Below are 24,692 nucleotides of genomic sequence, written 5' to 3' on the forward strand. Positions count from 1 at the left end.
TATTGAGATAAAGACACGTAAGGTCACATGCCTTACACCCCTGCTACCATTAGAATTTCCCGTCCAAAGAGACCAACGTCAATGCGACCCATCCACTATGCATCATAACCATCTGACATCAGCCTCCTTCAGCTTAATTAATATATCCGTATTATAGAGTTCGTATTTCCAAGTGTCAACATCTCAAGAAAAAATTAGATGCGCCTGTAATGCCTCCACTCCTCCGGCAGCAGCATCCCGTACTGGCGATTCAGAAAGCGGTCATCCACGAGCGTCAGCGTCCCGCTGTCCTGCTCCGATCGGATCAAGCGACCACCGGCCTGCAGCACTTTGTTCATGCCCGGGTACACATAGGCATAATCGTATCCCCTCTTGCCGGTGCGATCAAAATAATCCTTGATGATATCATTCTCGAAGGATAGCTGCGGTAATCCAACGCCGATGACCACAACGCTCGAAAGCCGTTCTCCCTTCAGATCGATGCCTTCGGAGAAAATACCGCCCATCACGGCAAAGCCGATCAGTGGATCTTCCGCATCCGCCTGGAAAGCATTCAGGAATGCCTCCCGCTCCTCCTCGCTCATCCCATGCCCCTGGAGCAAGGTACGCGCTCCCGGATTCATTCGGGCAAACGCCTCATGAATATCCTGCATGTAGGGATAGGACGGCAGGAAGATCAAGGTATTCACCGGCTTCTCCTGAACCAGTGCACCCAGCATCCGGACGATGGCCTCGCTATTGCGCTCCCGATCCTTGAAGCGCGTCGATAACGGCAAAATTCGAACATCCAATTGCTCGGAAGAGAAGGGGGAGGGAATCGAGAGGCTGTAGTCCTCTTCCTCCGCTCCCAGCATGTCGCGATAATATCCGAGCGGCATGAGTGTTGCCGAGAAGAATACGCTGGAGCGGTAGTTTTTTCCCGCTTGCTGGAGCAAATAAGAAGGGTCCAAACAAAACAGCTTGAGAAACACCTCACTCTGACTCATCTCCGCATACGTGACAAAGCGGTCGTCATACAGCTTGGAGATGCGCAGATACCCCTGCACGGCAAAATAGCATTCCAGAAGCGCATCGGCCTCATCCCCGCTCTTGCCGGTCATCAGCTCGGCCTCTGCCTGGAGCGAGAAATCCTCCAGCAGCTCAACCATCATCTCCGGCTGCTGGGACCCGACAATCCGCTCTTCCTCCTCACTGACCTTGCGCAGCACTTTAAAGCGGTTATTCACCCGCTTCGCCGCATTGTAAAGCGCGGGATTACTCTCCTTGTAAGCTCGTTGCAGTTCCAGAAAAGCCGATTTATTCAGCTCGGCCGAGAACATTCCCCGCGCACGGTCTACCAGATTGTGGGCCTCATCAATGAGCAGCACACTGCGTTTCTTCACGTCCTCCGGCATCCGCTTGAAGGATACGCGCGGATCAAACACATAGTTATAATCGCAGATGACGGCATCGGCTGCGTACGCGGCATCCAGCGAGAACTCAAACGGACACACCGTATGCTTCCGGGCGTACTCTTCAATAACGGGCCTCGTGATCATCGTTTCATTTGAGAGCAGATCCAGTATGGCGCCATTAATCCGGTCATAGTAACCCTCTGAGAACACGCAGCCCATCTGACCGCAGCCCTCGGCTTCACTGAAACAAATCTTGTCCTTCGCCGTCAGCGTGACCGTATGCATGCAGAGTCCTTGACGCTCCATACGCGCCATGGCTTCTTCCGCGGTGGTTCGGGTGATCGTCTTGGCCGTCAGATAAAAAATCCGGGATAACAAGCCTTCGCCGATCGCTTTAACCGAAGGAAACAGCGTGGATATGGTCTTCCCTATGCCCGTCGGGGCTTTGGCAAACAATCTTCGTCCTTCCCCGATACTTTTATACACGGCTCCGGCCAACTTCCGCTGCCCCTCGCGGTAGGCGGGAAACGGAAACTTCAGTTCGCGGATGCTCCGATCCCTCCGCTCGCCATGCTCCCGCAGCAGGTTGGCATAAGGCGCATACGCCGCCACGACCTCCAATACGAAGGATTCCAGCTGAGCGAAGCTCCATTCCTGTACGAACTGCTTCCGCTCTCCGCTCGGGACCTGGAAGTAGGTTAATCTCACCGCCATCGTCGGTATCTCATGCAGCTTCGCGTACATATAGGCATACATTTTGGCCTGCGCCCAATGAACCGGGTACGTGTGCTCCGTAATCTCGCCCAAATCACCGGAGGTCGACTTGATCTCGTCAATCATGATCCGCTCTTCCTCTTGAATCAGACCGTCGCAGCGGCCTTCCACCACAAACAGAAGATCTTCGTAGGGAATCTCTACTTCAAGCTGAACTTCCTTCTGATCGTTCTCACCATAATCACGCTGTACCTGTTGATGCGCACGGGTTCCCTCAGTAAGGGATGTCGCCGTGCGAAAACCGGAAGTAATGCTGCCGCTGCGAAAGACGTATTCCACCAGCGGCCTGACGGATATTTGAATAGTATGAGGCATGATGGTCTCCTTCGTTCATGTTCTATGAAGGATATTATACCAAACATTCGTTCCTGAAAGCGAAGCATCCAACTTCATTCGGTAACAAAAAAACGTGCAGAACGCCATCCTGACAGGATGGCGTTCTGCACGCTGTACGCATAAGCAGCATGTGCTTACGGGGCTTTCTTCTGCATCTGATCCAAACTCTTGAACTCGTAGCCCCGGTTCCTGGCTTCGTCAATGATCCGCCCAAGCGCCTCGGTGTTGTCCTTGGAGATCGAGTGCAGCAGGATCACAGCGCCCGGGTGAAGCTGCGCGGTTACCTTATCATAAGCATACTGCGCACCACGCTGGGACTTCACGTCCCAATCCATATACGCGAGCGACCAGAAGACATTGGTATAGCCCAATTGTTTGCTGGTCGCCAGCGACCGCTCATCGAAAATGCCGCGCGGCGTACGCAAATATTTCATATCCGGCTGGCCGGTTATGCGCATAACCTCTTTCTTCACCCGCTCCAGTTCCTCGGTCAGCTTCTCTGCCGAGATCGTGGTCACATCCGGATGATTCCAGGAATGGTTGCCGATAATATGGCCTTCCGCCGTCATCCGCTTCAGCAGATCTTCCTGTGTCTTTACGTAGTGTCCGGTCACAAAAAAGGTGGCGGGCACCTTCTTCTCTTTGAGCGTATCCAGGATACGGGAGGTATATCCGTTCTCGTATCCGTTATCAAACGTAAGATACAGCTCCTTCTGCTCGGCATCGCCCATAAAGATCGCGTCGTATTTTTGCAGGAGCTCCTTAAAACCCTCCTCGTTGATGGAGGGCAGCTGGCCATTGACGCTTTTTTTGAATCCAAAATGAAACGGACCGCTTCCTACCGCCAAAGCCGCCCCCGATATGGACAGCATCACCGCCAAGCACACCAGAAGCGATAAGGCCGGCCGAAGGATATCACGTTTCTTCATATCCGTTCTCTCCTTCTTTGTTGTGATATGCATTGATTCCCCCTCATGAAAAACGTACAAGGGTTGCATCACCTAATATCCCACAATTCGGAGTAAACTATGTGTTAATCAACGACGACCCGGGGACCAGATGCAGCGGCTTTTACGTGATCTTGATCAATCGGCCCTTCTGATAACTCTGCAGTGCATACTCAATCATGCGGATGACATTACGGGCTTCTTCAGGCTGAACAGGTAACGGGCCATCCTTAAGAATCGCTTCGGCCAAACCCTGATAAAAGGCCTGATAGCGTCCCGGCAGCGTCTCAATCTCGCCCTGAACCGCCAGCCCGCTCAGCTCGGTAGCAAGCTCCCCGTACTGGTCCGGCTGGTCTTCGCCCCAGCCCGCATCCCCCGGGTGCATTCCCTGCTTCAGCTGGCCTTCCTGAGGGTCTGCTCCATATTTCAGGAAGCTTCCTTTATCCCCGTGCAGCTCGAATTTCGGGCCGGCTTGCCGTACCAGCGAACCGGAATGCAGAATAACGCGAAACGTTTTGTAACCCAGCACCAGATGAAAATAATCATGGGTTTTGGACCCTTTGCGCTCCGTTCTCAAATCCGCCCACAGCGTCTCCGGCAGACCGAACAGGAACAGCGCCTGATCAAGCAGATGCGAACCCAAATCATACAGGATGCCAGACCCGGGAATTCCCTGCTCCCTCCACCGCTCCGATTGCACTTCCGGACGGTAGCGGCTGAACTGCGCCTGATAAATCGAAAGCTTGCCGAGCGCTCCCGTCTCCAGCAGATTGCGGACCGTCAGAAAATCATTGTCCCAGCGGCGGTTGTGATATACCGTCAGCAGGACCCCCTTCTGCTTGGCCAGATCAATCAGCTGGTCTGCTTCTGCGGATGTTACGGTAAACGGCTTCTCGACGACCACATGCTTACCGGCCTCGATGGCTAACCGGGTATATTCGTAATGTGTTGCATTCGGACTCGTAATGATGACAACATCAATATCCGGATTAGACAAAAGCTCATCCACGCTATCGACAACCGCCGTATCCGGCAAATCCTTGTGAACCTTGTCCGGATCTGATGATACAACCGTGTGGACTTCGTAATCCGGCACGCTTCTCAGGATAGGTGCATGAAACACCGACCCGGACAGGCCGTAGCCGATGATTCCCGCTTGTATTGCCATAAAGCAAGCCTCCTCTTCCCATGGTTCTATGTTGATTCGATATGTATCGCTTGGTTTCCTTGCAACATCTTAACATTCCGCAAATATTTTACAACCTCAAATGGTAAAGCCGCCTGCACATCCATCGCTGTGCAGGCGGCTTTCTTCTTGCCATTGCAAATAATAACCTGGAGACCTCTTTCGTCCTGGCAGATTTTAGTAAGGATCCGCCTCATGGCCCATGCGGTTTGCATCCTCTACCGCCTGCTCCCGGACCGTCTCGTTCGAGCCCTTTCTGGCCTGCTCGAGTCCTTCCCGCACGCGGCGTCCATAATCCTCATCCGCATTCGTAAAATATTCCACCATCTTGTCTTGAATCCGGATATCGCATTGGATGAGCGCACCCACCAGATTGCTAATCAAGTCGTTTCGCTCCCAGTCCTCAAAGGCTCTGTACGTATCCCCTGCCTGCTTGAAGTCCAGCGTACGGTCCAGCTTTTGCCGGACGAGGTTGGCATCATAATGGGGCTGATGCGGTTTCGCTGTCTGCGCGGCTTCCACCAGACCGTCGGTCATGGATGGCTCGTAATCCACATGGGGGCTTTGGCCTGGTGCCTTATCCACGTAATACGACATCTGTCCGCCGCGCTGGTTGGTAGCGACCCGCTTCTTCGGCGCATTGATCGGCAGCTGCAGATAGTTGGTGCCTACCCGATGCCGCTGGGTATCCGAATAAGAAAATGTGCGACCTTGGAGCATTTTGTCGTCCGAGAAATCGAGTCCATCCACCAGCACGCCCGTACCGAAGGCCGCTTGCTCCACTTCGTTATAGTAGTTCTCCGGATTGCGGTTCAGCACCATTTTGCCTACCTTCAGGAACGGGAATTGATCTGCCGGCCACAGCTTGGTTGCATCAAGCGGATCGAACTCCAGCTCCGGATGCTCATCATCGCTCATAATCTGAACACATAGCTCCCATTCCGGATAATCCCCGCGTTCAATGGCCTCATATAAATCCTGTGTTGCATGGCTGTCATTCATAGCCTGGATCTTGCTTGCTTCTTCCTGCGTAAGGTTCTTAATGCCTTGCTTGAGCGGTTCCCAATGGTATTTGATCAGCACACTATGGCCATCTGCATTGACCCATTTGTATGTATTCACACCAGAGCCCTGCATTTGGCGGTAGTTAGCCGGAATGCCCCATGGGGAGAAGACAAACGTGATCATATGCGTCGCTTCCGGGGAGCGGGATACAAAGTCGAACATGCCGACAGGCCCCGGAACGTTGGATACCGGATCCGGTTTGAACGCATGGACCATGTCCGGAAATTTGAGCGGATCGCGGATAAAAAATATTTTCAGGTTATTGCCCACCAGATCCCAGTTGCCTTCTTCGGTGTAAAACTTCACGGCAAACCCGCGCGGATCCCGAAGCGTTTCCGGTGAGCCGGAACCGTGGATGACGGTTGAGAACCGGACAAACACCGGCGTGCGCTTGCCTTCAACCTGAAACAGCTTGGCCCGGGTATATTTCGAAACAGGCTCATCGCCCACTTTCCCGTAAGCTTCAAAGTAACCGTGAGCTCCAGCACCCCTTGCATGCACTACGCGCTCCGGAATGCGTTCCCGATCAAAATGCGTGATCTTCTCCAGATAATGATAATTCTCCAGGGTCATCGGTCCCCGATTCCCTACCGTTCTCACATTCTGATTATCCGAAATAGGATGTCCCTGGCGGTTCGTCAGCGTATCCTCCCGCTCCGTCTCGCCGCGGTTCTGGGCAAAGCCTTCCCGTCCTGGGTTCGTTCCATTATTACCATCATGTTCTTGGCCACTCACGAATGTCATTCCTCCTTGGATATAAGGCTTGTAAAATGGGTTCTCTTACTATGGATATTATGTCCAAGGCGTGAAAATGTATGAAATGTCCCTTCATTTAAAACAAACTTAATCATGCTCACCCAACAGGGCGCGGGTAAAGCTGATCCATTCCCTGACGGCAAAGGACAGGTACCGGTCCTTCCTCCAGATCATTCCAAGCTGCCAGGGGATCGAGGGATTATCCAGCGGCAGTATCGTCACGCGCGAAGAATCGATTTCCTTACAGATCGTCTCCGGGAGCAGTGCGATACCCAAATTGGCGGCCACCATGCCGCTGATGAGATCCCACTGTGAGCTTTCATAGACCACCCTTGGCTCAAAGCCGGCGCTGACGCATTCGCGGATAATCCGGTCATGCAGCGTAAAGTCCTCTCGAAACAACACAAATGCCTCGTCGGCAAGCTCATTCAGGTGTACATGCTCTCTTCCTGCCAGCCGATGGGACGGATGCAAGAGCAGATTCAGCTTCTCTTTCACAAAGGAATAATAGTGGAATACGTCTTCATTGACCGGCAGCACCGCGACGCCGATATCCGTCTGACCGCTTTCCACATCCGCTTCGACCTTCTTGGCACCATCCTCAATCAGCTGAATGGTAATCTTCGGATATTCCCGGTGGAACTGACCGATCACCTCAGGGAAAAAGCTTGAACCTACCATGGGCGGAAGCCCGATACGGAGATGGCCGCGCTTCAGGTTCATGAGATCCTCCAGCTCGGCCGATACCCGCTGAAAGGAATCCACCATCTGCTGCGCCTGCTGATACATGATATGACCCGCATCCGTCAGCTCAATCCGCTTGCCCTGCCGGTAAAACAAGGTTACGCCCCACTCGTCCTCCATGTTGCGAATCGTTTTGCTGATCGTTGGCTGCGTAATATACAGCTTCTCGGCGGCTTTGGTGAAGCTTTGGTTCCTCGCTACCTCAAGAAAATACTCCAGGTGCCGTATATCCATCCGATACTCCCTCCGGTTTCTTCTATGTATAGATAAATGGAATGCATATCATTCGATATATGCATTTTACCTATGAAAATTATCGTTGTAAAATTTCAATACCAATGAAAATAAAGGAGGCCGGTCATGATCAACATGCTGAAAGGAACGCTGCAAGTGGCCGGTTTCATGCTTCTCTCGTTAGGGATGGATCAACTGGCCGCTTGGCTGAATATAGGGATTCCGGGCAGCATTCTCGGAATCGTTGTTGTGTTTATACTTCTCGAAACCAAAGTCCTCCGCCTGGAGTGGATCGAGCTTGGCGCCAATTGGCTGCTCGCCGAATTGCTGCTGTTCTTCATCCCTGCTGCGGTTGGCATCATGAAATATTTCCCGATGCTGGAGGCCGAAGGGCTCCAGATTCTGGCCGTGGTTTTGTTCAGCACCGTCATTGTGATGGTCAGCTCTGGACTGACTGCCGGCTTCATCTCATCCAGAAAGGAGCGTAAAACACCATGAACATCCTGTTGACGGTAATTCTCGGCTTATTATTGACGGTCGGGATTTATGGGGGAGCCAAAAGACTGTATCGCCGTCTGCCAAAGGTCTATTTATCGCCGCTCCTTATCACCCCTGTACTGATTGTTGTGATATTGACACAAACGGGGGTATCCTATGAATCATACAATGAAGGGGCGCAGTGGATCAGCAAGCTGCTCGGACCGGCTACGATCGCTTTTGCCGTGCCTTTGTACAAAAACTTCCAAACCCTTAAAAAGCATGCGGCCGAAATTATGCTCAGCGTGCTGACCGGATCGGTACTGGCGATGTTATCCTCTGCAGTTCTCGCCAAATGGATGCATCTGAACAGCTCGCTGGCCACCAGCCTCGTGCCGCGCTCCATAACAACCCCCATTGCCATGAATGTCTCCGAGGTCATTGGGGGCGTGCCGAACATGACGGCCGTCTTTGTCATTATGACCGGGATTCTGGGGTCCATGATCGGACCGGCGGTCATGCGAATTTTCCGGATTCGGGGCGATATCGCAAGAGGCGTGCTCTTTGGGACCAGCGCCCATGGAACCGGCACCTCCAAGGCATTTGAATTCAGCTCCCTTTCGGGGACAATCTCCAGCATTTCGATGATTGTCGCCGCTCTCTTCACCCTTGGAACCGCACCACTGATCATGTCTTTTCTTTATTAATATTTGCTAAGGCCCTGACAAAACCGGCGATGGCCGGTTTTTTCGCTGTCTTTTTCATGTTGTTATAAGAAGCTTAAGGACTTACTTTAACTCTTTGACAACCTCCTCCGAAGAGGTCATAATAGTTCTGTTCATTCATTTTGTAAAATAAATGGTATACGGAATGTATATCAACAGTAAGAATAACGTCTATCGATTCTTAAATAACGGATGGCCGCTGCAGTTCTCAAAAATGGTGTACGGCGGCATTGAAAGGAAGGCGATACAGGTGTTCTCCACCTCGCGGTTTCGGTTAACGATTACGAAGCCTTTTATATTTTTCTCTGTCATTATGCTGCTCAAAAGCTACGTAGCCTGGATGGTCATTTTTGATGATGTCATGCCATGGAAACCGCTCATTACGGAAATTCCTTTTATTTGGCTTGTGTTCAGCTTGATCGAATGGTTCGCTTCCAAGCGAAAGCTCGCTGCCTATATGAGTGTTAACTTATTGCTGACCGCCATATTTTTTGCAGCCATTATGTATTATAAATATTACGGTGTCATTGTTACGTATCATGCGCTGGAGCAGGTCAATCAGGTAACCGCGGTAAGCAATAGCGTATTCTCCTTGATGGACCCTTACTATCTGCTGATCTTCACGGATATCATCGGTATGTTTTTTCTATTATGGCGCAGTGACCGCGTTAAAAAATGGAAGATTCGGCATGCCAAGAAAGAAAAGCGCAAGATTATTCCTATCGTTTTTGTCGTTTCTTTAATGCTGTGCCTATTCCAGATTATGCCGAACCGCGCAAGCATGAATGAAATCGTGAAGGCTCAGGAAATGGGCATTCTTAACTACGAAGCCTACACGATTTTCCAGCAGGAGAACAAAGAGCTCGTGGATGCCAAGACCATCACGCAGGATAAAGTCAATGAATTGAAAGGCCTCGGAGCGGCTGATCAGGAAGCCTTGCTCTCAGGTGCAGCCAAAGGGAAAAACCTGATTATCATCCAGATGGAGTCCTTCCAGAAGTTCTTAATCGGTTTGAACATTGATGGTAAAGAAATTACGCCTAACTTGAACAAACTCGCCAAAGAGAGCTTATACTTCCCGAACTTCTACCAGAATGTCGGTCAGGGTAATACCTCGGATGCCGAGTTTGTGGTGAATACGTCATTCTACATTCCGCCACGTGGTGCGGCAACGCAGCATTATGCAGACAGAGTTCTGCCAAGCCTGCCGAGACTGCTGCAAGGGGAAGGTTATGATACGGCCACTTTCCACACCAATGTGGTGGAATTCTGGAATCGCGGAGAGCTGTACAAGGCCCTCGGTTTCAACCGTTATTACGATAAAGCGTTTTTCGGTGATGAAGATAAACTGTTCTTCGGTGCCTCGGACGATGCCCTGTATTCCAAAACGGCGGCCGAGCTGAAAAAGATGGACGAAGCCGATAAACCGTTCTATACCCAAGTCATCTCCATGTCGGCTCACCATCCGTTTACGATTCCCGAAGATAAATATCGGATGACGCTGCCGGAGCGATATGAAGGCACCTTCGTCGGCGACTACATCCGCTCGCAGAATTACGCCGATGATGCGCTTGGTAAATTCATTGAGCAGCTGAAGAAAGACGGCGTGTGGGATAACAGCCTGGTTGTTCTCTACGGTGACCACCTCGGACTGCCGATTTATTCCTTGGACAACAAGGATAAAGAGCTGATGCACGAAATTTATGGCCGTGATTATAACTCTGGAGATATGATCAATATCCCGCTTATGATCCATGGAGAAGGTCTTCAGCCGGAAGTGAAGGAGCAAGTCGGCGGGCAGATCGACCTCTTGCCGACGGTGGCCAACCTGCTCGGCGTATCGATGGACCATCAGCTTCATTTCGGTCAGGATCTGTTAAACCACACCAATAATAACTTGCTGCCGGAACGGTACTACCTTCCATCCGGTACATTTATCAACAATACGACCCTGTACATTCCGGGAATCGGCTTTGAGGATGGGACCAAGCATCCGCTTCCGAACGCGGACGAAAAGAAGACCCAGGCGACCAAGGAAGAATTCGAACGCGCGCTGCAGCTGCTTCATCTGTCGGACAGCTATATCAGACAGCTGCCATACCATAAATAGCCCGTTGCTTAATAGGACAACTCTTTCGGATAATCGGAGGGTTGTCCTATTTTTACTTGGTAGAGTATCGCTGAAATCCCTTGATGTATATGGGTTTATACAGCCGAAGGCGACGGTTATTTGACATAGTGGCTTACTTTTTCTTATGATTAATAAAATAGCCCCACAAAGTGGAGCCTATGCTTCGATGCTTATTCCAAATACTTTGCGGGGACCCCAAAACTATAAATGCGATTAAAGAGTTGCTTACGCTTCGCTGAAACTTATAAATTTTATCATCTTAACAATATACCTTGTTTTGAATACCGCATTCGTGGTGAAATTACGTACAACAACTCGAAAGACTTCATACTCATACGTTGACAATTAAGCCATATATTTTTTATGAACAAATCGATTATGAATTGTAGGAGTGACGATCCGACTTGGACCCCATACGAAGGATAAACAGAATTATATGTTCAACACTTGGCCTTCTTCTGATTGCTTCCTTTACCCGTGTTCCCCTGGTGGACATCACCGATTCCGCTGCGGCTACGCAGGGAATGGAAGCGTCTGAAGGGACTCTTCCATCGCCAACGCCGGTACCCAAGAGCCCGGAACCTGTTCGGTTGATGCTGGAGTCGAAACGCCATGTGTCTCTGCTTTCCTTGCATAACGTTACATTCCGCACGGATACCGGTATGTTTCTGCTCCTCAAGCACATGATGCTAGACCCTTTAAAATTCCGGTCGAATTATGTTGGCAGCCATGCATAGTAAGTGATGGTTATTAAAAAACTAATTCGGATCAGATAAAAAAGGATGTGTTTTGTTTGGAAGACAGTATAGGCTTAAATTTATTCTTAGTCGCTGTGCTTATCGCAGCTACCGCTTTTTTCGTTATGACGGAATTTGCTATTATAAGACTTCGTCCCAGCCGGGTAGACCAATTGGTAATGGAAGGGCGTAAAGGCGCGCTTGCCGTCAAAAAGGTAACTTCGAATCTGGATGGATACCTGTCTGCGTGTCAGCTGGGAATTACCATCACGGCACTCGGTCTTGGTTGGCTCGGGGAACCGACCATCGAGAAAATTCTTCACCCGGTGTTTGATAGCTTTTCCATTCCTGTTGCTATCGCATCGCTCATCTCATTTTTACTTGCATTTATTATCATGACTTATATTCACGTCGTTATCGGTGAACTTGCACCGAAGACGATTGCTATTAATAAAGCGGAAGCCGTGTCGTTCATCTGTGCGACACCTATTATCTGGTTTAACCGGATCATGTACCCGTTCATCTGGTTGCTGAACGGATCCGCCAACAAGATCGTTCGTCTGTTCGGCATGCATCCAGCCAGTGAGCACGAAGAAGCTCACTCGGAAGAAGAACTCCGCATGATTCTGAGCGACAGCTATGAGAGCGGAAAGATCAACCAAGCCGAATACGGTTATGTAAGCCGAATTTTTGCTTTTGATGATATGCTTGCCAAGGAGATTATGGTACCCCGTACCGATATGATCTGCCTGTATGTGGATAAGCCGCTTGCCGCCAATCTGCAGATCATCAAGCGCGAGCAGTACACCCGTTTTCCGGTTGTACGCGGTGACAAGGACCAGATCGTCGGCATGGTGAACACCAAGCAGTTCTTCCTGGAGTTCGATGACAATTCCAACATCGACTTGACCAAGCTGATTCATCCGGCCATGACGGTATCCGAAGCGATTCCGATCAAGAAGCTGCTTCGCAAAATGCAGCAGGAAGGCACGCATATGGCCATCCTGATCGATGAATATGGCGGCACTTCCGGGATGATCACCATCGAGGATATTCTGGAGGAGATCGTCGGCGAGATCCGCGACGAATTCGACGAGGATGAAGAACGCGAGTTGACTCAACCTGAGCCGAACCGGATTATTGCCGACGGCAAGGTATCCATTAACCGGATCAACGACCTGCTTCACACCGACCTGAGCACCGATGACCTGGATACGATCGGCGGCTGGCTGTACGGACATAACTCCGAGCTTGCCAAAGGCGATACATGGAGTTACGGTGACCTGACATTTACTGTCATCGAGAAGAAGACTCACCGCTACACAAAGCTGCAAATCGTTAAAGAAACACCCGAGGCAGCTGCCGAAGCAGCAGCGGAAGAAGCAGCTGCCGTCGCGGCCGCAAGCGAAAACAACGAATAGATACCATATAGCCAAGCCGCCATGCAGCCCTTACCGGGTTATGCATGGCGGCTTTCGTATGACGGCATAACATTTTAACACTTTAACAAGTTATAACTCTGCTGTAATATAGAAATAATCTAATTTCATACATATGGGGGGCAGCAAGTCATGAATCGTCAAATCGCTATCATTGGAAGCAGCGGCGGCAATCTGTACAATCTCGGCGGCAAAGACCCGCGCAAGCTGCTGGATGAGATATTGATGCAGCTGGAGAGCGCAGGCCTGTCCTGTGGGGCACTGCAGTTTATCGCTGCCCAGGTCTCCATGGATGCAGCTAAGGATACAACGCCTGCTGCTCTTTACAGCTGGAGCATTTCTCAAGGGGAGCCGGTCGTTATCGCGGAAGGTACGCTTCGGCAGGTCAATCAAGCGGCTGAACGGCTGGACCTAGAGATTGCCGAGCAGATTGAACTCGGCGAAATTGACGGCATTATCGTCATGAGTGCCGACCCTGAGGGCAGCAACCGGCACGCCATTGAGGCTGCTGCTAAATTCCGACTGCCAGTGACCGGTACCGGCGGAACTTCCATGGCCATCATACAGACCAAAGGCGCGCATGTCATCGCCGCCTCGGGTACAACCGGAACAACCAACCGAACCCGCGCGGTCACCTTTATTACTTCCCTCAGCAAGCATTGGCGGCTTACGTACCGGCCGGTCATCGGAAATGCAACCGCGAACCTTCACGGGGCGCCAGGAAGCTCGTCGCCATGGCGGAGAATCAATATTCGAGGCATTATGATGGCATCCCTCCCCGGTTTCATCGGCATGGCCCTGATCCTCGCGGTCAGCAAAATCCCGGGGTTATCCTCGCTGACCGAGGTGTTTGATCTATTGATCAAGGCGCTGCCGGTCATCGTCGCTGTTATCGCAGCCAAGCAGGTGTCCGAACTGGACGAGGTATCCATCGTGGCAGGCATCGTGGCAGGTGTCCTCTCCGTCGAAGGGGGCATTATCGGAGGCATCATTGGCGGAATTGGCGCAGGGATCATCGTCCATTACGTGTTCCGTCAATGCGTGGAGTGGCGTTTCCCCGCAACCACGGTCAATATCGTGGCAGGCGGTATATCCGGACTGATTGCCGGGTTGCTGGTTTACTTCCTTATTGCGCCGATTGCGCTGAGTGCAGGACAAGGCATCCGCTTCCTGATCGAAACGCTTGTTTCTTGGAGCCCGGCCATAGCCGGATTGATTGCAGGCCTGCTGATCTGGCCCGCGATCATTGGCGGCGTCTATCATGCGGCCATCCTGCCGATTGTACTGCTGGAGATGGAGACGACAAGCAACAGCTTCCTCGGCGCGGTCGATATGGTTGGTCTGGTGATGGTGTCCGCAGGCATCACGCTGGCCAACATTATCGCCCCTCGGGATAAGGGAGAGGCGGCCGTAGCGGCTCCCGGGTTTGCCATCAATATGGGTTTTGGCACCTTCGTTGAAGCCGCCTATCCCTTCATGTTTTCGAACAAGCTTGTGTTTGCTGGAGCGATTGCTTCCGCAGGTCTTGGCGGCATGCTCGTCGGTTTATTCGGCGTTCGGGGAACCGCCTACGTGCCTTCCTTCATCGGTCCCATCACATCGAATAACACCATTGGCTTCCTGATCTCCATGGCAGCCAGCATGCTCTGCTCGTTCCTTATTACGTTCTTCGTAAATAAACTGTCCGGTTATCGGGATGCGAAGAATACCGTGAGTATGTAGTATATGGTCAGCTCCAATATGCAGGTTGCTTCTCGTTTAGGTGAAACAACCGTCTAACCAAAAAAGTACGGATCAAGGTTCATCTTGATCCGTACTTTTTTTCTTGCCTGCCGTATTCAATACCAACGCCACAGGGCTACGGGAGTATAGTGCTCATCATAGTGACTGCGGTGCATCACATTCCGTTAAGGCGTCAATGTAGGAGCCTTGCGGTGCAAGGTTCCTTGTTCATAGCTGTATGCCAGTTTGATCAAAATCCCTTCATCAAATGCCTTCCCAAGGAATTCCACGCCAACGGGAAGACCGCCATTTGTGAAACCGGCGGGCACGGTGATCGCCGGGAAGCCTGAGAACGGGCTGAGCCTGTTGTTCACGCCCGAGTTCTGACCCTCTCCGATTTTGCCTGCCGGCTCAGCCGAGGTTGGGTAAATCAGAGCATCCAGATCATGCTCGGCCATTACTTTCAATAGCGATTCCTGCGTTAGCTTGGTGCGATCCAGAACAATTTTACGGTATTCATTGTCATCCAAGGTTTCACGGGCTTGTCTTGCTTCCATGGAGCTCTTATGAGATTCCATATATTCGCCCGACGCTATAATTTCCTCCAGTGAGTGATAAGGTGCGTCGTCGCCCAGGCTCTCGAGGTAATCATTCAACTGGAATTTGAACTCCCAGCCGCTGAGGCTTGGGAATTTCATGATGGCCTCGTAATTCGGAATTTCGATATGGACGGCCGTCGCGCCGAGCTTCTCCATATCCTTCACGGCTTGCAGGACAATATCGTTCACTTCTTTCTGCTCGGCCTTCGTGCCTTCCAGGAGTTGGCTGACTACGCCAATCCGAGCACCTTGAAGTCCTTCCTTGTCCAGATAACTCAAATAACTGTCGGGAACACGACCCAAGCTTTGCGTTGTCACCAAATCCTTCGCATCATAGCCGGCGGTAGCTTCAAGAACAGCCGCTGCGTCCGCCACGGTCCGGGCCATCGGTCCGCCAACATCCTGCGTTAATGCCAGCGGAATAATGCCATCACGGCTGGACAATCCAATCGTTGGCCTGATGCCCACCAGACTGTTCAGGGATGACGGAATGCGGATGGAGCCGCCTGTATCCGTACCCAGACCGGCAGCTGCAAAATTGGCAGCAATCGCCGCCCCGGTCCCGCCGCTCGATCCGCCAGGGTAATGCCCCGGATTATAAGGATTTAAAGTCTGTCCGCCTAGCGAGCTGGAAGTTGTAATATTAAACGCGAATTCATCCAAGTTCGCCTTGGCAATGATGATCGCTCCCGCCGCCTTCAAACGGGCGACTTGCTCCGAATCATCATCCGGAATCGAGTCTTTGAGACATATACAGCCTGCCGTGGTCGGCATATCCGCTGTATCATAGTTATCCTTCACAATGATCGGAATTCCGTGAAGCGGCCCGCGGGAGCCGTGGGTCTTGCGTTCCTCATCCAGCGCTCTTGCCGTCTCCACCGCCTTGTCGTTCACGGTTAGAATGGCATTCAGCTGATCGTCATATCGATTGATTCTTGCCAGATAGAGCTGTACCAGCGTGACGGAGGAGACCTTCCCCTGCTCCATCGCCGTTTGCATCTCGGCTATCGTTGCTTCGGTTAAGTTAAAGGGAGTCAGATATACCTCGATCCGATCGATTAACAGATTGGCATCGGACATCGTCACCGGTTGATTCGGCGCAAATCGGGTGCTGCTGTAGCCGTTCATAATGCCGGCCTTGAGCAGGGCACCGGCAATCTCCGATTCAGCATCGGACAGGTCCTTATATGCACTAGGGCTCTTTGGCAATTCAATCCATTCATAGATAGCTGCTGCAGCGTCTTTGCGCTTGATCGTTCCGGTTCCATCCAGTCCTTTGAACTCAAGCCCGTTACTCTTCGCGACCCCGTTCAGCAGCTTGGAGAATTCCGCGACGGTAATAGGTGACTTCAGGTTACTCTTCTGAACGGCCTGAGCTTGCCCAGTACCTGCATCCGAACCGCTGGCTTCTACAGGAGCTCCCGTGAGGATGAATGATCCGGTCAGTAATGAAGCACTTAACAGGGCGGCACTCCCTTTTAACTTCCATGAGGTCGTTTTACGCATGAAACCACGCTCCATTCTATCGATGTTGGTATGTAGTAGATGATGATTATGATAGAATATGTTAAATAACCTAACAAGTCTATATTGTATTCATGTAAGCGCACTATCTTTATGAATTCAGCGATTATCACTCTATTTCATTCATTTTATATATATTTTGTTCTGGTCAATCAGGGAAATCATTAAAGAGTATGGGGATATTTGTGTCAAATAACATAACAAGGGACCGCTGAAATCTATATATTAACATCTCTACCATAAATTAATGTGGTATATGATATAACGTATATGTCAACGAAATGGAAAGACTCTATTAACACTGGTAAAATCATATAATGAACGAATTCGTTTTTACATGAATGCTTGATAGGAAGAGGAGATTACTACATGACGATGATCGGAATTGATCTTGGTACAACGAATAGCCTTGCGGCTTATTGGGCCGAGGACGGAGCGGTTATCATTCCGAATGTGCTCGGAGATCACCTTACCCCCTCCGTTGTCAGCGTTGACGGTAACGGGGACATCCTCGTTGGCCGGATTGCACAGGAACGGATGATTACGCATCCGGAAGCAACCGCTGCGACGTTTAAACGATTCATGGGGACGGAGAAAAAATACAGCCTCGGCAGCCATTCCTTCTCCCCCGAGGAGCTCTCCTCCTTTGTGCTCAAAGCGCTGAGGAGCGATGCCGAGGTTTATCTGGGCGAGCCCGTAACTGAAGCCGTCATCAGCGTCCCTGCCTATTTCAACGATACGCAGCGCAAAGCGACGAAGGCCGCGGCAGAACTGGCAGGTCTTCGGGTAGAACGACTGATCAGCGAGCCTACGGCAGCAGCCATTGCCTATGGTTTGCATCAGGAGAGTCCCGAGACCAAGTTCCTGGTCTTTGACCTGGGGGGCGGCACATTCGACGTCTCCATTCTGGAGCTGTTTGAAGGGATTATGGATGTGAAATCCATTGCCGGGGATAACTTTCTTGGGGGTGAGGATTTTACGGAACTCCTCGTTTCCCACTTTTTACATACACATCAATTGGAATCTGAGGATCTAAGCAGCAAGGCCAAGTCGCTCTTATACAAGCAAGCCGAGATGTGCAAGCTGGCCCTGGGGCAAGAAACGGCAGCAACCATGCGCCTCAAGGGCGACAGCTCTACCTTGGAACTGCACATCAACCGGACTGAATATGAAAAGCTGGCCCAGCCGCTGCTGCTCCGTCTTCGCCAGCCCATTGAACGCGCACTCCGTGATGCCTCGCTAACGCCTGCTGATCTGGACGCGATCATTCTAATTGGCGGAGCCACACGCATGCCGCTGATCCGAAATGTGATTGCCCGGATGTTCGGACGCATGCCGTACAGCAATATCCATCCCGACGAGACGGTAGCGTTAGGCGCAGCTATACAGACCGCCCTGAAGCAGCGCAACCAGGCGCTGGAGGAAATCATTTTGACCGATGTGTGTCCTTACACCCTCGGCACCAGCGTCGTCCGCGAGCTCGGAGGAGGCCAATACTCGGATGGACACTTTTTGCCCATTATTGAACGGAATACGCCCATTCCCGTTAGCCGGGTAGAACGGCTGTACACCATCTCGGACAATCAGAAACGCTTGAATGTCGACGTGTATCAGGGGGAAAGCCGGCGGGTGGAGAACAATATCAAGCTGGGCGAGCTTCAGATCAAGGTTCCTCCTGCCCCGGCAGGCGAACAGAGCATTGACGTACGCTACACCTATGATATCAACGGCATACTCGAGGTTGAGGTGGTCAGCGTGTCAACCGGCGAGAAAAAAAGAGCGATTATCGAGAAAAATACCGGCACGTTGACCAAAGAGCAGATTGAGGCCCGCCTGGCGGAATTGAAGGATATCAAGATTCATCCCCGTGACCGTACGGAAAACCGGCTTCTGATTGCGAGAGGAGAACGCTTGTATGAAGAGTCGCTGGGTGACCGCCGCGAGCTCATTGCGCGATGCATTCAGCAGTTCGAAAAGCTGCTGCAAACGCAAAATGACCAGGAGATTAAGAAAGCGGCCGAAGTGCTGAAGGATCAGCTGGACCAAATGGAAAGGTGGATGGACTTGTCATGAGCATATGGGATATTTTAGGCGTCGAGGCAACAGGAGACACATCGATCATCAGAAAAGCGTATGCCAAAAAGCTGCGGATCTACCATCCGGAGGAGGATCCCGAAGGCTATCAGCGGCTGAGGGAAGCATATGATTCCGCTATGAAGCAAGCACCTTATTTCAAGACAGAGGAAGAGGAAACTCTGATCCTCGAGGAAGACATAACCGCGAACAACGCTCAAAGCGATTCTATCTGCGCAGAGCCATCCCCGGCGTACGCTGCAGGCACTTCTGCCCAACAACAGGAGAGTGACACTGCGCATCCTGATCTGGAATATACGCCACCTGAATATACAGCAGTCAACCAACATAAGCAGCCCATACCACTAAACCCTATCCACCAGTTTATCAGCCAGGTTGACGAGGTTTATGAAGACTTCTCCTTACGCATCGATTCAGGCACATGGGAGCAGCTCCTTGACCAGGATATTGCGTGGGATGTGGAGAAAAGCGAGGAGCTGCAGTATGCCCTTCTCTCCTATCTGGAGGATCATCGACACCTGCCGCGTCCGGTATGGCAGCAGCTGGATGGCATGTTCCACTTCAGCGAGAACCGAGACGAGCTGCTGGATCGCCATTCGGAAGCTTTTGTTGATTATATAATGAGGCAAATCCATGGTACCACGGAGCTGCGCTATGAATGCTTCAAGCAACATCTGCGGGAGATCATCGATATCGAGCATTATCTCGATTTAAGAGATTACGCTCAGTCTATGCTGATGCATAATGAGCCGGAGGAAGCCGGAACGCACCTTGCCGAAGCGCACGCGATGTTTGCGGATGACCCTGACCTCCAGCTTATGAGAGGAAAATATTATCTTGAGATCGGCGAGCCCGAGGAAGCGCTGAACGGCTTCAGCCAGGCCATTCGGCTGCTGCCCGAGGATATCGACGGATATCGATACCGCGCCCAAATCCTCTTCGATCAACAGAAATATGAGGCGGCCATACAAGATCTCGACCGCATTCTGGAGCGCGAGCCTCAGAATACGGATGCACTGAGTCTGAAGGGGCGCTGCTATATAGAACTTGGCGAGATGGACCGGGCAAGAGAGATTTTGAAGCAATCCAATCAACTGGATAACACCCATATCCATTCGTTCATCTATCTATGCTTGACTGCCAACAAGCAGAATTACGATCGAAGTGATATTGACCCTGCTGAGAAAAAACGCGCGTGGAGAAACAATATGCTTTTCTATGCGATGATGGTGCTGAGGTTAAGCTGGCTTTATATTCTGGTCTACCTCGTGCTTCAGCTGTTCTTCGACCTGCATCCGCTCTTTACGGGCATGCTGGTTGCCGTCCTGTTATGGAATTCATGGAAAATGATCCGGACTCACCGGGTAATAGCAACTTAGAAAGGTGCGTGAAACAATGAGTGCTTACAGCCGCAAGCAAAAGAAGAGACTGGAGTTGTATTTTCGCTGCCTGTCCAGCGTTTGCATCGACAGCATGCTTGGCTATTATTATATCCCTTACGAGTTTCATATGGGGGAACGCTGGATCAGAAACATGGTCTTGAAGAAGACGCTGGCCTATTGGCGTGTCAAGGACAAAACCTCGCTGGAAGAACAAATTCACTTTTTGCTTCAGGATGGCCATTGTCAGGAGTATAAGGATATTCACGCCAAATTGCAGGCATTAACCTTTGCGGTACGTGAGCGGTATGTGGAGAACTCCAAAGAGGATGCCCAATACGATAAGCTGTTGGTCGTCCACAAATACATGTCTCTCCTGCCCTCCGCTGATATAGCCGCATTAGGGGGAGGCTGGGCCATCATGCTCGCCCGTATCGGGCGGGTCTATGGCCTCCTGTCCAAAAGAGAAGCCTGGGAGATTGATCTCCAGGCCGCGCGGTACCTTCAGCAGCATTACAGCAGTTGGGAGGAGTACCTGACCGCCTTCGCGGTCGGCACGCACTTCATAACGAATAGCACGGAGGTGAAGCACGTCCGTCATATTTTGAACATGGCCAGCACGATCGTAGGCGGAAGCTCCTTGGCGCTCGAGAAAGCGCGTTGGAATCAAAACCTGCTGCCGGACCGAGACCTAAACTCCGGACACCAAGACAGCATATCCGTCTAAGGACGTTACGAAATCCCTTTTTTTTCATAAGGCTTCATGAGGCTATCCTCTGCTCTTTCACACAGTAAGACAGGGGTATCCTTATTTTATCTGATCCGTTAGCTAACCAGCCGGCCTGAAAAAGAGTTTATAATAATAGATAGGCTCCTAGATTTGGATGCCTATACCCATTCGAAAAACGGAAGGAGGTTATTATGATCGTGAAATTCAGAAGAATATCGCTGTTCGCGCTGACAAGTGTCCTGCTAGCCGCTTCGCTAATTTGGAACAGCGAACAAGCAGCCGCTAACGATGCAGAAGACTATTCCGTGAAGGCGGCAGGCACCCCCATGACAAACGTTCTTGTTCACAAAGGCAAAGCGTACGTTCCGCTCAAGTCCTTAGCCGATGCAATGGGGTATGAAATTTCCTATACGCTGAAGGAGGAGTTGGACAACTTTCATCAATATGACTTGAAAGCTGCCAACAGCCCCCCGGTATCGATATGGGGCAACGACAGATGGGGGTATACGATCGTACGGCGGGCAACGCAAGAGATGAGCGTGAACGATATCGACATTTATAAGCCGGCCAAGCTATGCCCCGAGGAATCTGACCATTGCAAGCTTGATGAGAGCAAGTATAACGGCCCCCTTTTCATCAAGAACACCCTCTACGTACCTGTCCGAGACATGACCACAGCCTTAAATCTGAAGCTGACCATGACGCAGACCCAGAAAGGGCGCCTCATTCATCTGTCCCTGCGCTGAGGCCCCCTTTATCTGCTCCCCTAATGAATACTTAAAAAAGCCAGGCAGAGTGACAAACTCTGCCTGGCTTTTAATCTGAATGCAGGCAATCCAATCCTTCAATCTTTCAAAACCTTCACATTCTTCATTCCAGTCCTCTGATCTCAATGTCATCCGTGGACGTGATTTTGGAAATATCGAACGCCCTGAAGAAATGGGTACTCCGTTTCCCATTCATGTAATCAAAATCCTGCTCTATCTTCTTCACACGGTCCGGCGTCTTCTGATCCATAGAATAATACTCGATATGAAGGTCTGTCTCGCCCTGTACCGTCACCGAAGGCAGCCGCCGAATCAGCTCCAGCACCCGTTCCTTCTCTTGCGCCAGATTGTCTGCCGTCAGATCCGCAAAGACGATCAAACTGATATTCTGACTGACATTTCCGTCGGCATTTGCAAGTTGGTTATAATCACGCTCAACCGTGTCGAAATCGGCGTTGACATAGGCGTCCGCAAACGCCTGGTCCGGATAAAGCTCAGCGAGCAGAGGTTTCAACTCGTCTTTCAGCTGCTGCCCCCACAGCAGGTTCAGATATATATCGTTCGATATGGTTGGGGGGCTGCTATCATTACTGTTAAGAGTGAACACCAGCTCAGGCTCCTGTTCCGGATGGGCTCGAAGTTGATACGAGCTGGTTGCCCAGGTATAGTCCACGTCCGTTACCTTAAAGGGTTCGTTGTACTTCTGCTCCAGATAGGACTCTGCCGCTTCTTGAACCACCCGTTTCTCAGCAGCCGTCTTCATAAACGGAGCAGATCCCCAGGTGTACCCCGCGTATACGGCCCCGGCGAACAAGGCCAGTCCGATCACCGTCCGCACGATGATTTTCCAAGGGGAGGATAGTTGGCGCCGCCGCTTCTCGTCGAACATCGGTTTCTTGGGCGAACGATAGTTGAAGTAAATAACCGGTATAATCAGACCTATAATATGAAGCCCAATAGCTATCGGACCAATCAGCATACCCAAAAATCCCAATGTCATGAAAAAAATAAACAAAGCCGCTCCCTGAAGCGCCATAAGCAGCGTTCCGCCTATCATCATGCCCGGCGTCCCGATATAAAACATCCCGAGCCCGGTGCAGATCAGAGAGAGCAGCGTGGCAATCCATTGATGTTTCCTCAAGTTATCATCCGTCCTTCATGCATATGGTTTGTGAATCATGGTCAAATCCTGACACCCTATTATAACCGCTGTGGAGCTTGGGAGAAGAAAAATTTCTGTCGATGTGCTACAAAAAGACGGACCGCGTTTAGAGAAAAAGGTGTCCTGCGATTATCAAATATGGTTCAGCTTCGCTGAAACCTTATCATTCTATAATCTAAAAAACCAAAACCCATTTCACCGTGGTGAAATGGGCTGGGTATTCAGCCGAGGCCTATTTTCCGATCAAGCTCTAAACATTGGGCCTTACTCCTTCGGATGGATCATTTCTTCCGGACGAACGATCCGGTCAAAATCCTCTCCGCTCAATAGACCGCTTGCCAGAGCGGCTTCGCGAAGCGTTGTCCCTTCTTTATGTGCCTTTTTCGCGATGGCCGCGGCATTCTCATATCCGATATGTGGATTCAGCGCCGTCACCAGCATCAGCGACCGCTCCATATTTGCACGGAGAACGTCTAGGTTGGCTTCGATGCCGACCGCACAATTCTGGTCGAACGAGTCCATGGCATCCGACAGCAGGCGTACGGACTGCAAGAAGTTATAGATGATCACCGGTTTGAATACGTTTAGCTCAAAATTCCCCTGGCTTGCTGCAAAACCGATTGTGGCATCGTTGCCCATCACTTGGCAGACCACCATCGTGAGTGCCTCGCTTTGGGTTGGGTTCACTTTCCCCGGCATGATGGAGCTGCCCGGTTCATTGGCAGGGATCGAGATTTCACCAATCCCGGAACGCGGACCGCTTGCCAGCCAGCGAACGTCGTTGGCGATTTTCATCAGATCGGCAGCCAGCGCCTTCAGCGCCCCATGGGCAAATACAATCTCGTCATGGCTGGTCAGCGAATGGAACTTGTTGCTGGCGGACGTGTAGCTTTTTCCGATTTGCATGCTGATTTCGGCAGCCGTCATTTCTCCGAATTTCGGATGCGCGTTAATGCCGGTACCGACGGCAGTACCGCCAATAGCCAGCTCACGCAGCGGTTCTACGGCAGAAGCCAGCATCAATTCACACTTCTCGAGCATCCGGTGCCAGCCGCTGATTTCCTGTCCTAGAGTCAGCGGTGTGGCGTCCTGAAGATGCGTGCGGCCGATTTTGATCAGGTCCTTATATTCATCGCTTTTCTTCTCGAGCGTTTTCTTCAAGCGGCGCAGCGCGGGCAGCACATGATCTTCCACGGCCACGACCGCGGCCATGTGCATCGCTGTCGGAAACGTATCGTTAGAGCTTTGGGATTTGTTAACGTCGTCGTTGGGATGAACGCGCAGGGCGCTGTCTTTTTGCTCAAGCAGTTGATTCGCACGGTTCGCAATGACTTCGTTCACGTTCATATTGGACTGTGTGCCGCTGCCGGTCTGCCAAACCACGAGCGGAAAGTGCTCATCCCACTTGCCGGCCACAATCTCGTCGGCGGCGGTCGTGATCGCATCCACTTTGTCTGCATCCAGCTTGCCGAGCTTGCCATTCACAATGGCTGCGCTCTTTTTCAATACGGCAAACGCCCGAATGATTTCCTTCGGCATCGTTTCGGTTCCAATCCGGAAATTCTCGGAACTGCGCTGTGTCTGCGCTGCCCATAGCTTATCCGCAGGCACTTTAACCTCACCCAGGGTATCCTTCTCAATACGATAATCCATCCCAACTTCCTCCTTTGGCTTCCTTGAATTTAAGCGCTTCATATTCCATCTCTCCTATTATGACATAGACTTGCCCAAGAAAAAAACAGACGGGATGAACAGCTGCGACTTCCATGC

The 24,692-nt window shown here is 51.2% G+C and carries 17 protein-coding genes; 9 read left to right on the plus strand and 8 right to left on the minus strand.

The window, feature by feature from the left end; translation table 11 throughout:
- Positions 1–194: 194 nt before the first annotated feature.
- From PLA01S_RS24310 to cidR, 5 genes are all read right to left on the minus strand, one after another.
- On the minus strand, positions 195–2,483 hold the full coding sequence (locus tag PLA01S_RS24310; protein WP_127594394.1) for an ATP-dependent DNA helicase: 2,289 nt from the start codon (positions 2,481–2,483) through the stop codon (positions 195–197).
- Between the two features lie 155 nt (positions 2,484–2,638).
- On the minus strand, positions 2,639–3,433 hold the full coding sequence (gene pdaA, locus PLA01S_RS24315; RefSeq protein WP_100541033.1) for a delta-lactam-biosynthetic de-N-acetylase: 795 nt from the start codon (positions 3,431–3,433) through the stop codon (positions 2,639–2,641).
- Positions 3,434–3,575: 142 nt separating this feature from the next.
- Positions 3,576–4,619 carry an oxidoreductase gene (locus PLA01S_RS24320; protein ID WP_127594395.1) on the minus strand — a complete coding sequence of 348 codons (1,044 nt, stop codon included), beginning with the start codon at positions 4,617–4,619 and terminating at the stop codon, positions 3,576–3,578.
- Positions 4,620–4,814: 195 nt separating this feature from the next.
- A complete protein-coding gene (locus tag PLA01S_RS24325; RefSeq protein WP_127594396.1) occupies positions 4,815–6,437 on the minus strand; it encodes a catalase in 1,623 nt (540 codons plus the stop codon).
- A 108-nt stretch (positions 6,438–6,545) separates the two neighbouring features.
- Entirely contained in the window at positions 6,546–7,436 is an 891-nt protein-coding gene (cidR, locus tag PLA01S_RS24330) for a cidABC operon transcriptional activator CidR (RefSeq protein WP_127594397.1), read from the minus strand.
- A 126-nt stretch (positions 7,437–7,562) separates the two neighbouring features.
- Between cidR and PLA01S_RS24335 the strand changes: the two genes are divergently transcribed.
- The 5 genes from PLA01S_RS24335 (at position 7,563) to PLA01S_RS24360 (ending at position 14,667) form a co-directional block, all read left to right on the plus strand.
- Positions 7,563–7,934 (plus strand): CidA/LrgA family protein, encoded by a 372-nt coding sequence (locus PLA01S_RS24335; RefSeq protein WP_100541038.1) that lies wholly within the window; start codon positions 7,563–7,565, stop codon positions 7,932–7,934.
- Positions 7,931–8,620, plus strand: a complete 690-nt coding sequence (locus tag PLA01S_RS24340; RefSeq protein ID WP_098749309.1) for a CidB/LrgB family autolysis modulator — start codon at positions 7,931–7,933, stop codon at positions 8,618–8,620. The genes PLA01S_RS24335 and PLA01S_RS24340 overlap by 4 nt, the downstream gene beginning before the upstream one ends.
- Positions 8,621–8,888: 268 nt before the next feature.
- Positions 8,889–10,748 carry an LTA synthase family protein gene (locus PLA01S_RS24345; protein ID WP_127594427.1) on the plus strand — a complete coding sequence of 620 codons (1,860 nt, stop codon included), beginning with the start codon at positions 8,889–8,891 and terminating at the stop codon, positions 10,746–10,748.
- Positions 10,749–11,562: 814 nt separating this feature from the next.
- Positions 11,563–12,927 carry a hemolysin family protein gene (locus tag PLA01S_RS24355; protein WP_127594399.1) on the plus strand — a complete coding sequence of 455 codons (1,365 nt, stop codon included), beginning with the start codon at positions 11,563–11,565 and terminating at the stop codon, positions 12,925–12,927.
- A gap of 150 nt (positions 12,928–13,077) precedes the next feature.
- Positions 13,078–14,667 carry a PTS sugar transporter gene (locus PLA01S_RS24360; RefSeq protein ID WP_127594400.1) on the plus strand — a complete coding sequence of 530 codons (1,590 nt, stop codon included), beginning with the start codon at positions 13,078–13,080 and terminating at the stop codon, positions 14,665–14,667.
- A 185-nt stretch (positions 14,668–14,852) separates the two neighbouring features.
- Here PLA01S_RS24360 and PLA01S_RS24365 read toward each other — a convergent pair whose 3' ends face one another.
- Positions 14,853–16,772, minus strand: a complete 1,920-nt coding sequence (locus PLA01S_RS24365; RefSeq protein WP_127594401.1) for an amidase family protein — start codon at positions 16,770–16,772, stop codon at positions 14,853–14,855.
- A 387-nt stretch (positions 16,773–17,159) separates the two neighbouring features.
- Here PLA01S_RS24365 and PLA01S_RS24370 point away from each other — a divergent pair, with 387 nt between their 5' ends.
- The 4 genes from PLA01S_RS24370 to PLA01S_RS24385 all read left to right on the plus strand — a co-directional run bounded on the left by PLA01S_RS24370 (position 17,160) and on the right by PLA01S_RS24385 (position 21,739).
- On the plus strand, positions 17,160–18,863 hold the full coding sequence (locus tag PLA01S_RS24370) for a molecular chaperone HscC (RefSeq protein WP_127594402.1): 1,704 nt from the start codon (positions 17,160–17,162) through the stop codon (positions 18,861–18,863).
- Positions 18,860–20,263 carry a J domain-containing protein gene (locus PLA01S_RS24375; RefSeq protein WP_127594403.1) on the plus strand — a complete coding sequence of 468 codons (1,404 nt, stop codon included), beginning with the start codon at positions 18,860–18,862 and terminating at the stop codon, positions 20,261–20,263. Before PLA01S_RS24370 ends, PLA01S_RS24375 begins: the two co-directional genes overlap by 4 nt.
- A gap of 16 nt (positions 20,264–20,279) precedes the next feature.
- Positions 20,280–20,990 (plus strand): DUF1266 domain-containing protein, encoded by a 711-nt coding sequence (locus PLA01S_RS24380; protein ID WP_127594404.1) that lies wholly within the window; start codon positions 20,280–20,282, stop codon positions 20,988–20,990.
- Between the two features lie 194 nt (positions 20,991–21,184).
- Positions 21,185–21,739 carry a hypothetical protein gene (locus tag PLA01S_RS24385; protein ID WP_246059804.1) on the plus strand — a complete coding sequence of 185 codons (555 nt, stop codon included), beginning with the start codon at positions 21,185–21,187 and terminating at the stop codon, positions 21,737–21,739.
- A 124-nt stretch (positions 21,740–21,863) separates the two neighbouring features.
- Here PLA01S_RS24385 and PLA01S_RS24390 read toward each other — a convergent pair whose 3' ends face one another.
- A complete protein-coding gene (locus PLA01S_RS24390; protein ID WP_127594406.1) occupies positions 21,864–22,901 on the minus strand; it encodes a hypothetical protein in 1,038 nt (345 codons plus the stop codon).
- A gap of 285 nt (positions 22,902–23,186) precedes the next feature.
- Complete coding sequence (gene fumC / locus PLA01S_RS24395) at positions 23,187–24,575, minus strand: class II fumarate hydratase (protein ID WP_127594407.1); 1,389 nt, start codon at positions 24,573–24,575, stop codon at positions 23,187–23,189.
- Positions 24,576–24,692 lie beyond the last annotated feature (117 nt).

This window comes from Paenibacillus lautus NBRC 15380 (assembly GCF_004000945.1).
GTDB lineage: Bacteria > Bacillota > Bacilli > Paenibacillales > Paenibacillaceae > Paenibacillus_AQ > Paenibacillus_AQ lautus.

Bases quoted from the DNA above. Each gene is read 5' to 3' on its own strand.
- PLA01S_RS24310 (WP_127594394.1), bottom strand. From the start codon at position 2,483: ATGCCTCATACTATTCAAATATCCGTCAGGCCGCTGGTGGAATACGTC.
- PLA01S_RS24380 (WP_127594404.1), top strand. From the start codon at position 20,280: ATGAGTGCTTACAGCCGCAAGCAAAAGAAGAGACTGGAGTTGTATTTT.
- PLA01S_RS24335 (WP_100541038.1), top strand. From the start codon at position 7,563: ATGATCAACATGCTGAAAGGAACGCTGCAAGTGGCCGGTTTCATGCTT.
- PLA01S_RS24320 (WP_127594395.1), bottom strand. From the start codon at position 4,619: ATGGCAATACAAGCGGGAATCATCGGCTACGGCCTGTCCGGGTCGGTG.
- fumC (WP_127594407.1), bottom strand. From the start codon at position 24,575: ATGGATTATCGTATTGAGAAGGATACCCTGGGTGAGGTTAAAGTGCCT.
- PLA01S_RS24340 (WP_098749309.1), top strand. From the start codon at position 7,931: ATGAACATCCTGTTGACGGTAATTCTCGGCTTATTATTGACGGTCGGG.
- PLA01S_RS24375 (WP_127594403.1), top strand. From the start codon at position 18,860: ATGAGCATATGGGATATTTTAGGCGTCGAGGCAACAGGAGACACATCG.
- pdaA (WP_100541033.1), bottom strand. From the start codon at position 3,433: ATGAAGAAACGTGATATCCTTCGGCCGGCCTTATCGCTTCTGGTGTGC.
- PLA01S_RS24385 (WP_246059804.1), top strand. From the start codon at position 21,185: ATGATCGTGAAATTCAGAAGAATATCGCTGTTCGCGCTGACAAGTGTC.
- cidR (WP_127594397.1), bottom strand. From the start codon at position 7,436: ATGGATATACGGCACCTGGAGTATTTTCTTGAGGTAGCGAGGAACCAA.
- PLA01S_RS24370 (WP_127594402.1), top strand. From the start codon at position 17,160: ATGACGATGATCGGAATTGATCTTGGTACAACGAATAGCCTTGCGGCT.
- PLA01S_RS24365 (WP_127594401.1), bottom strand. From the start codon at position 16,772: ATGCGTAAAACGACCTCATGGAAGTTAAAAGGGAGTGCCGCCCTGTTA.
- PLA01S_RS24360 (WP_127594400.1), top strand. From the start codon at position 13,078: ATGAATCGTCAAATCGCTATCATTGGAAGCAGCGGCGGCAATCTGTAC.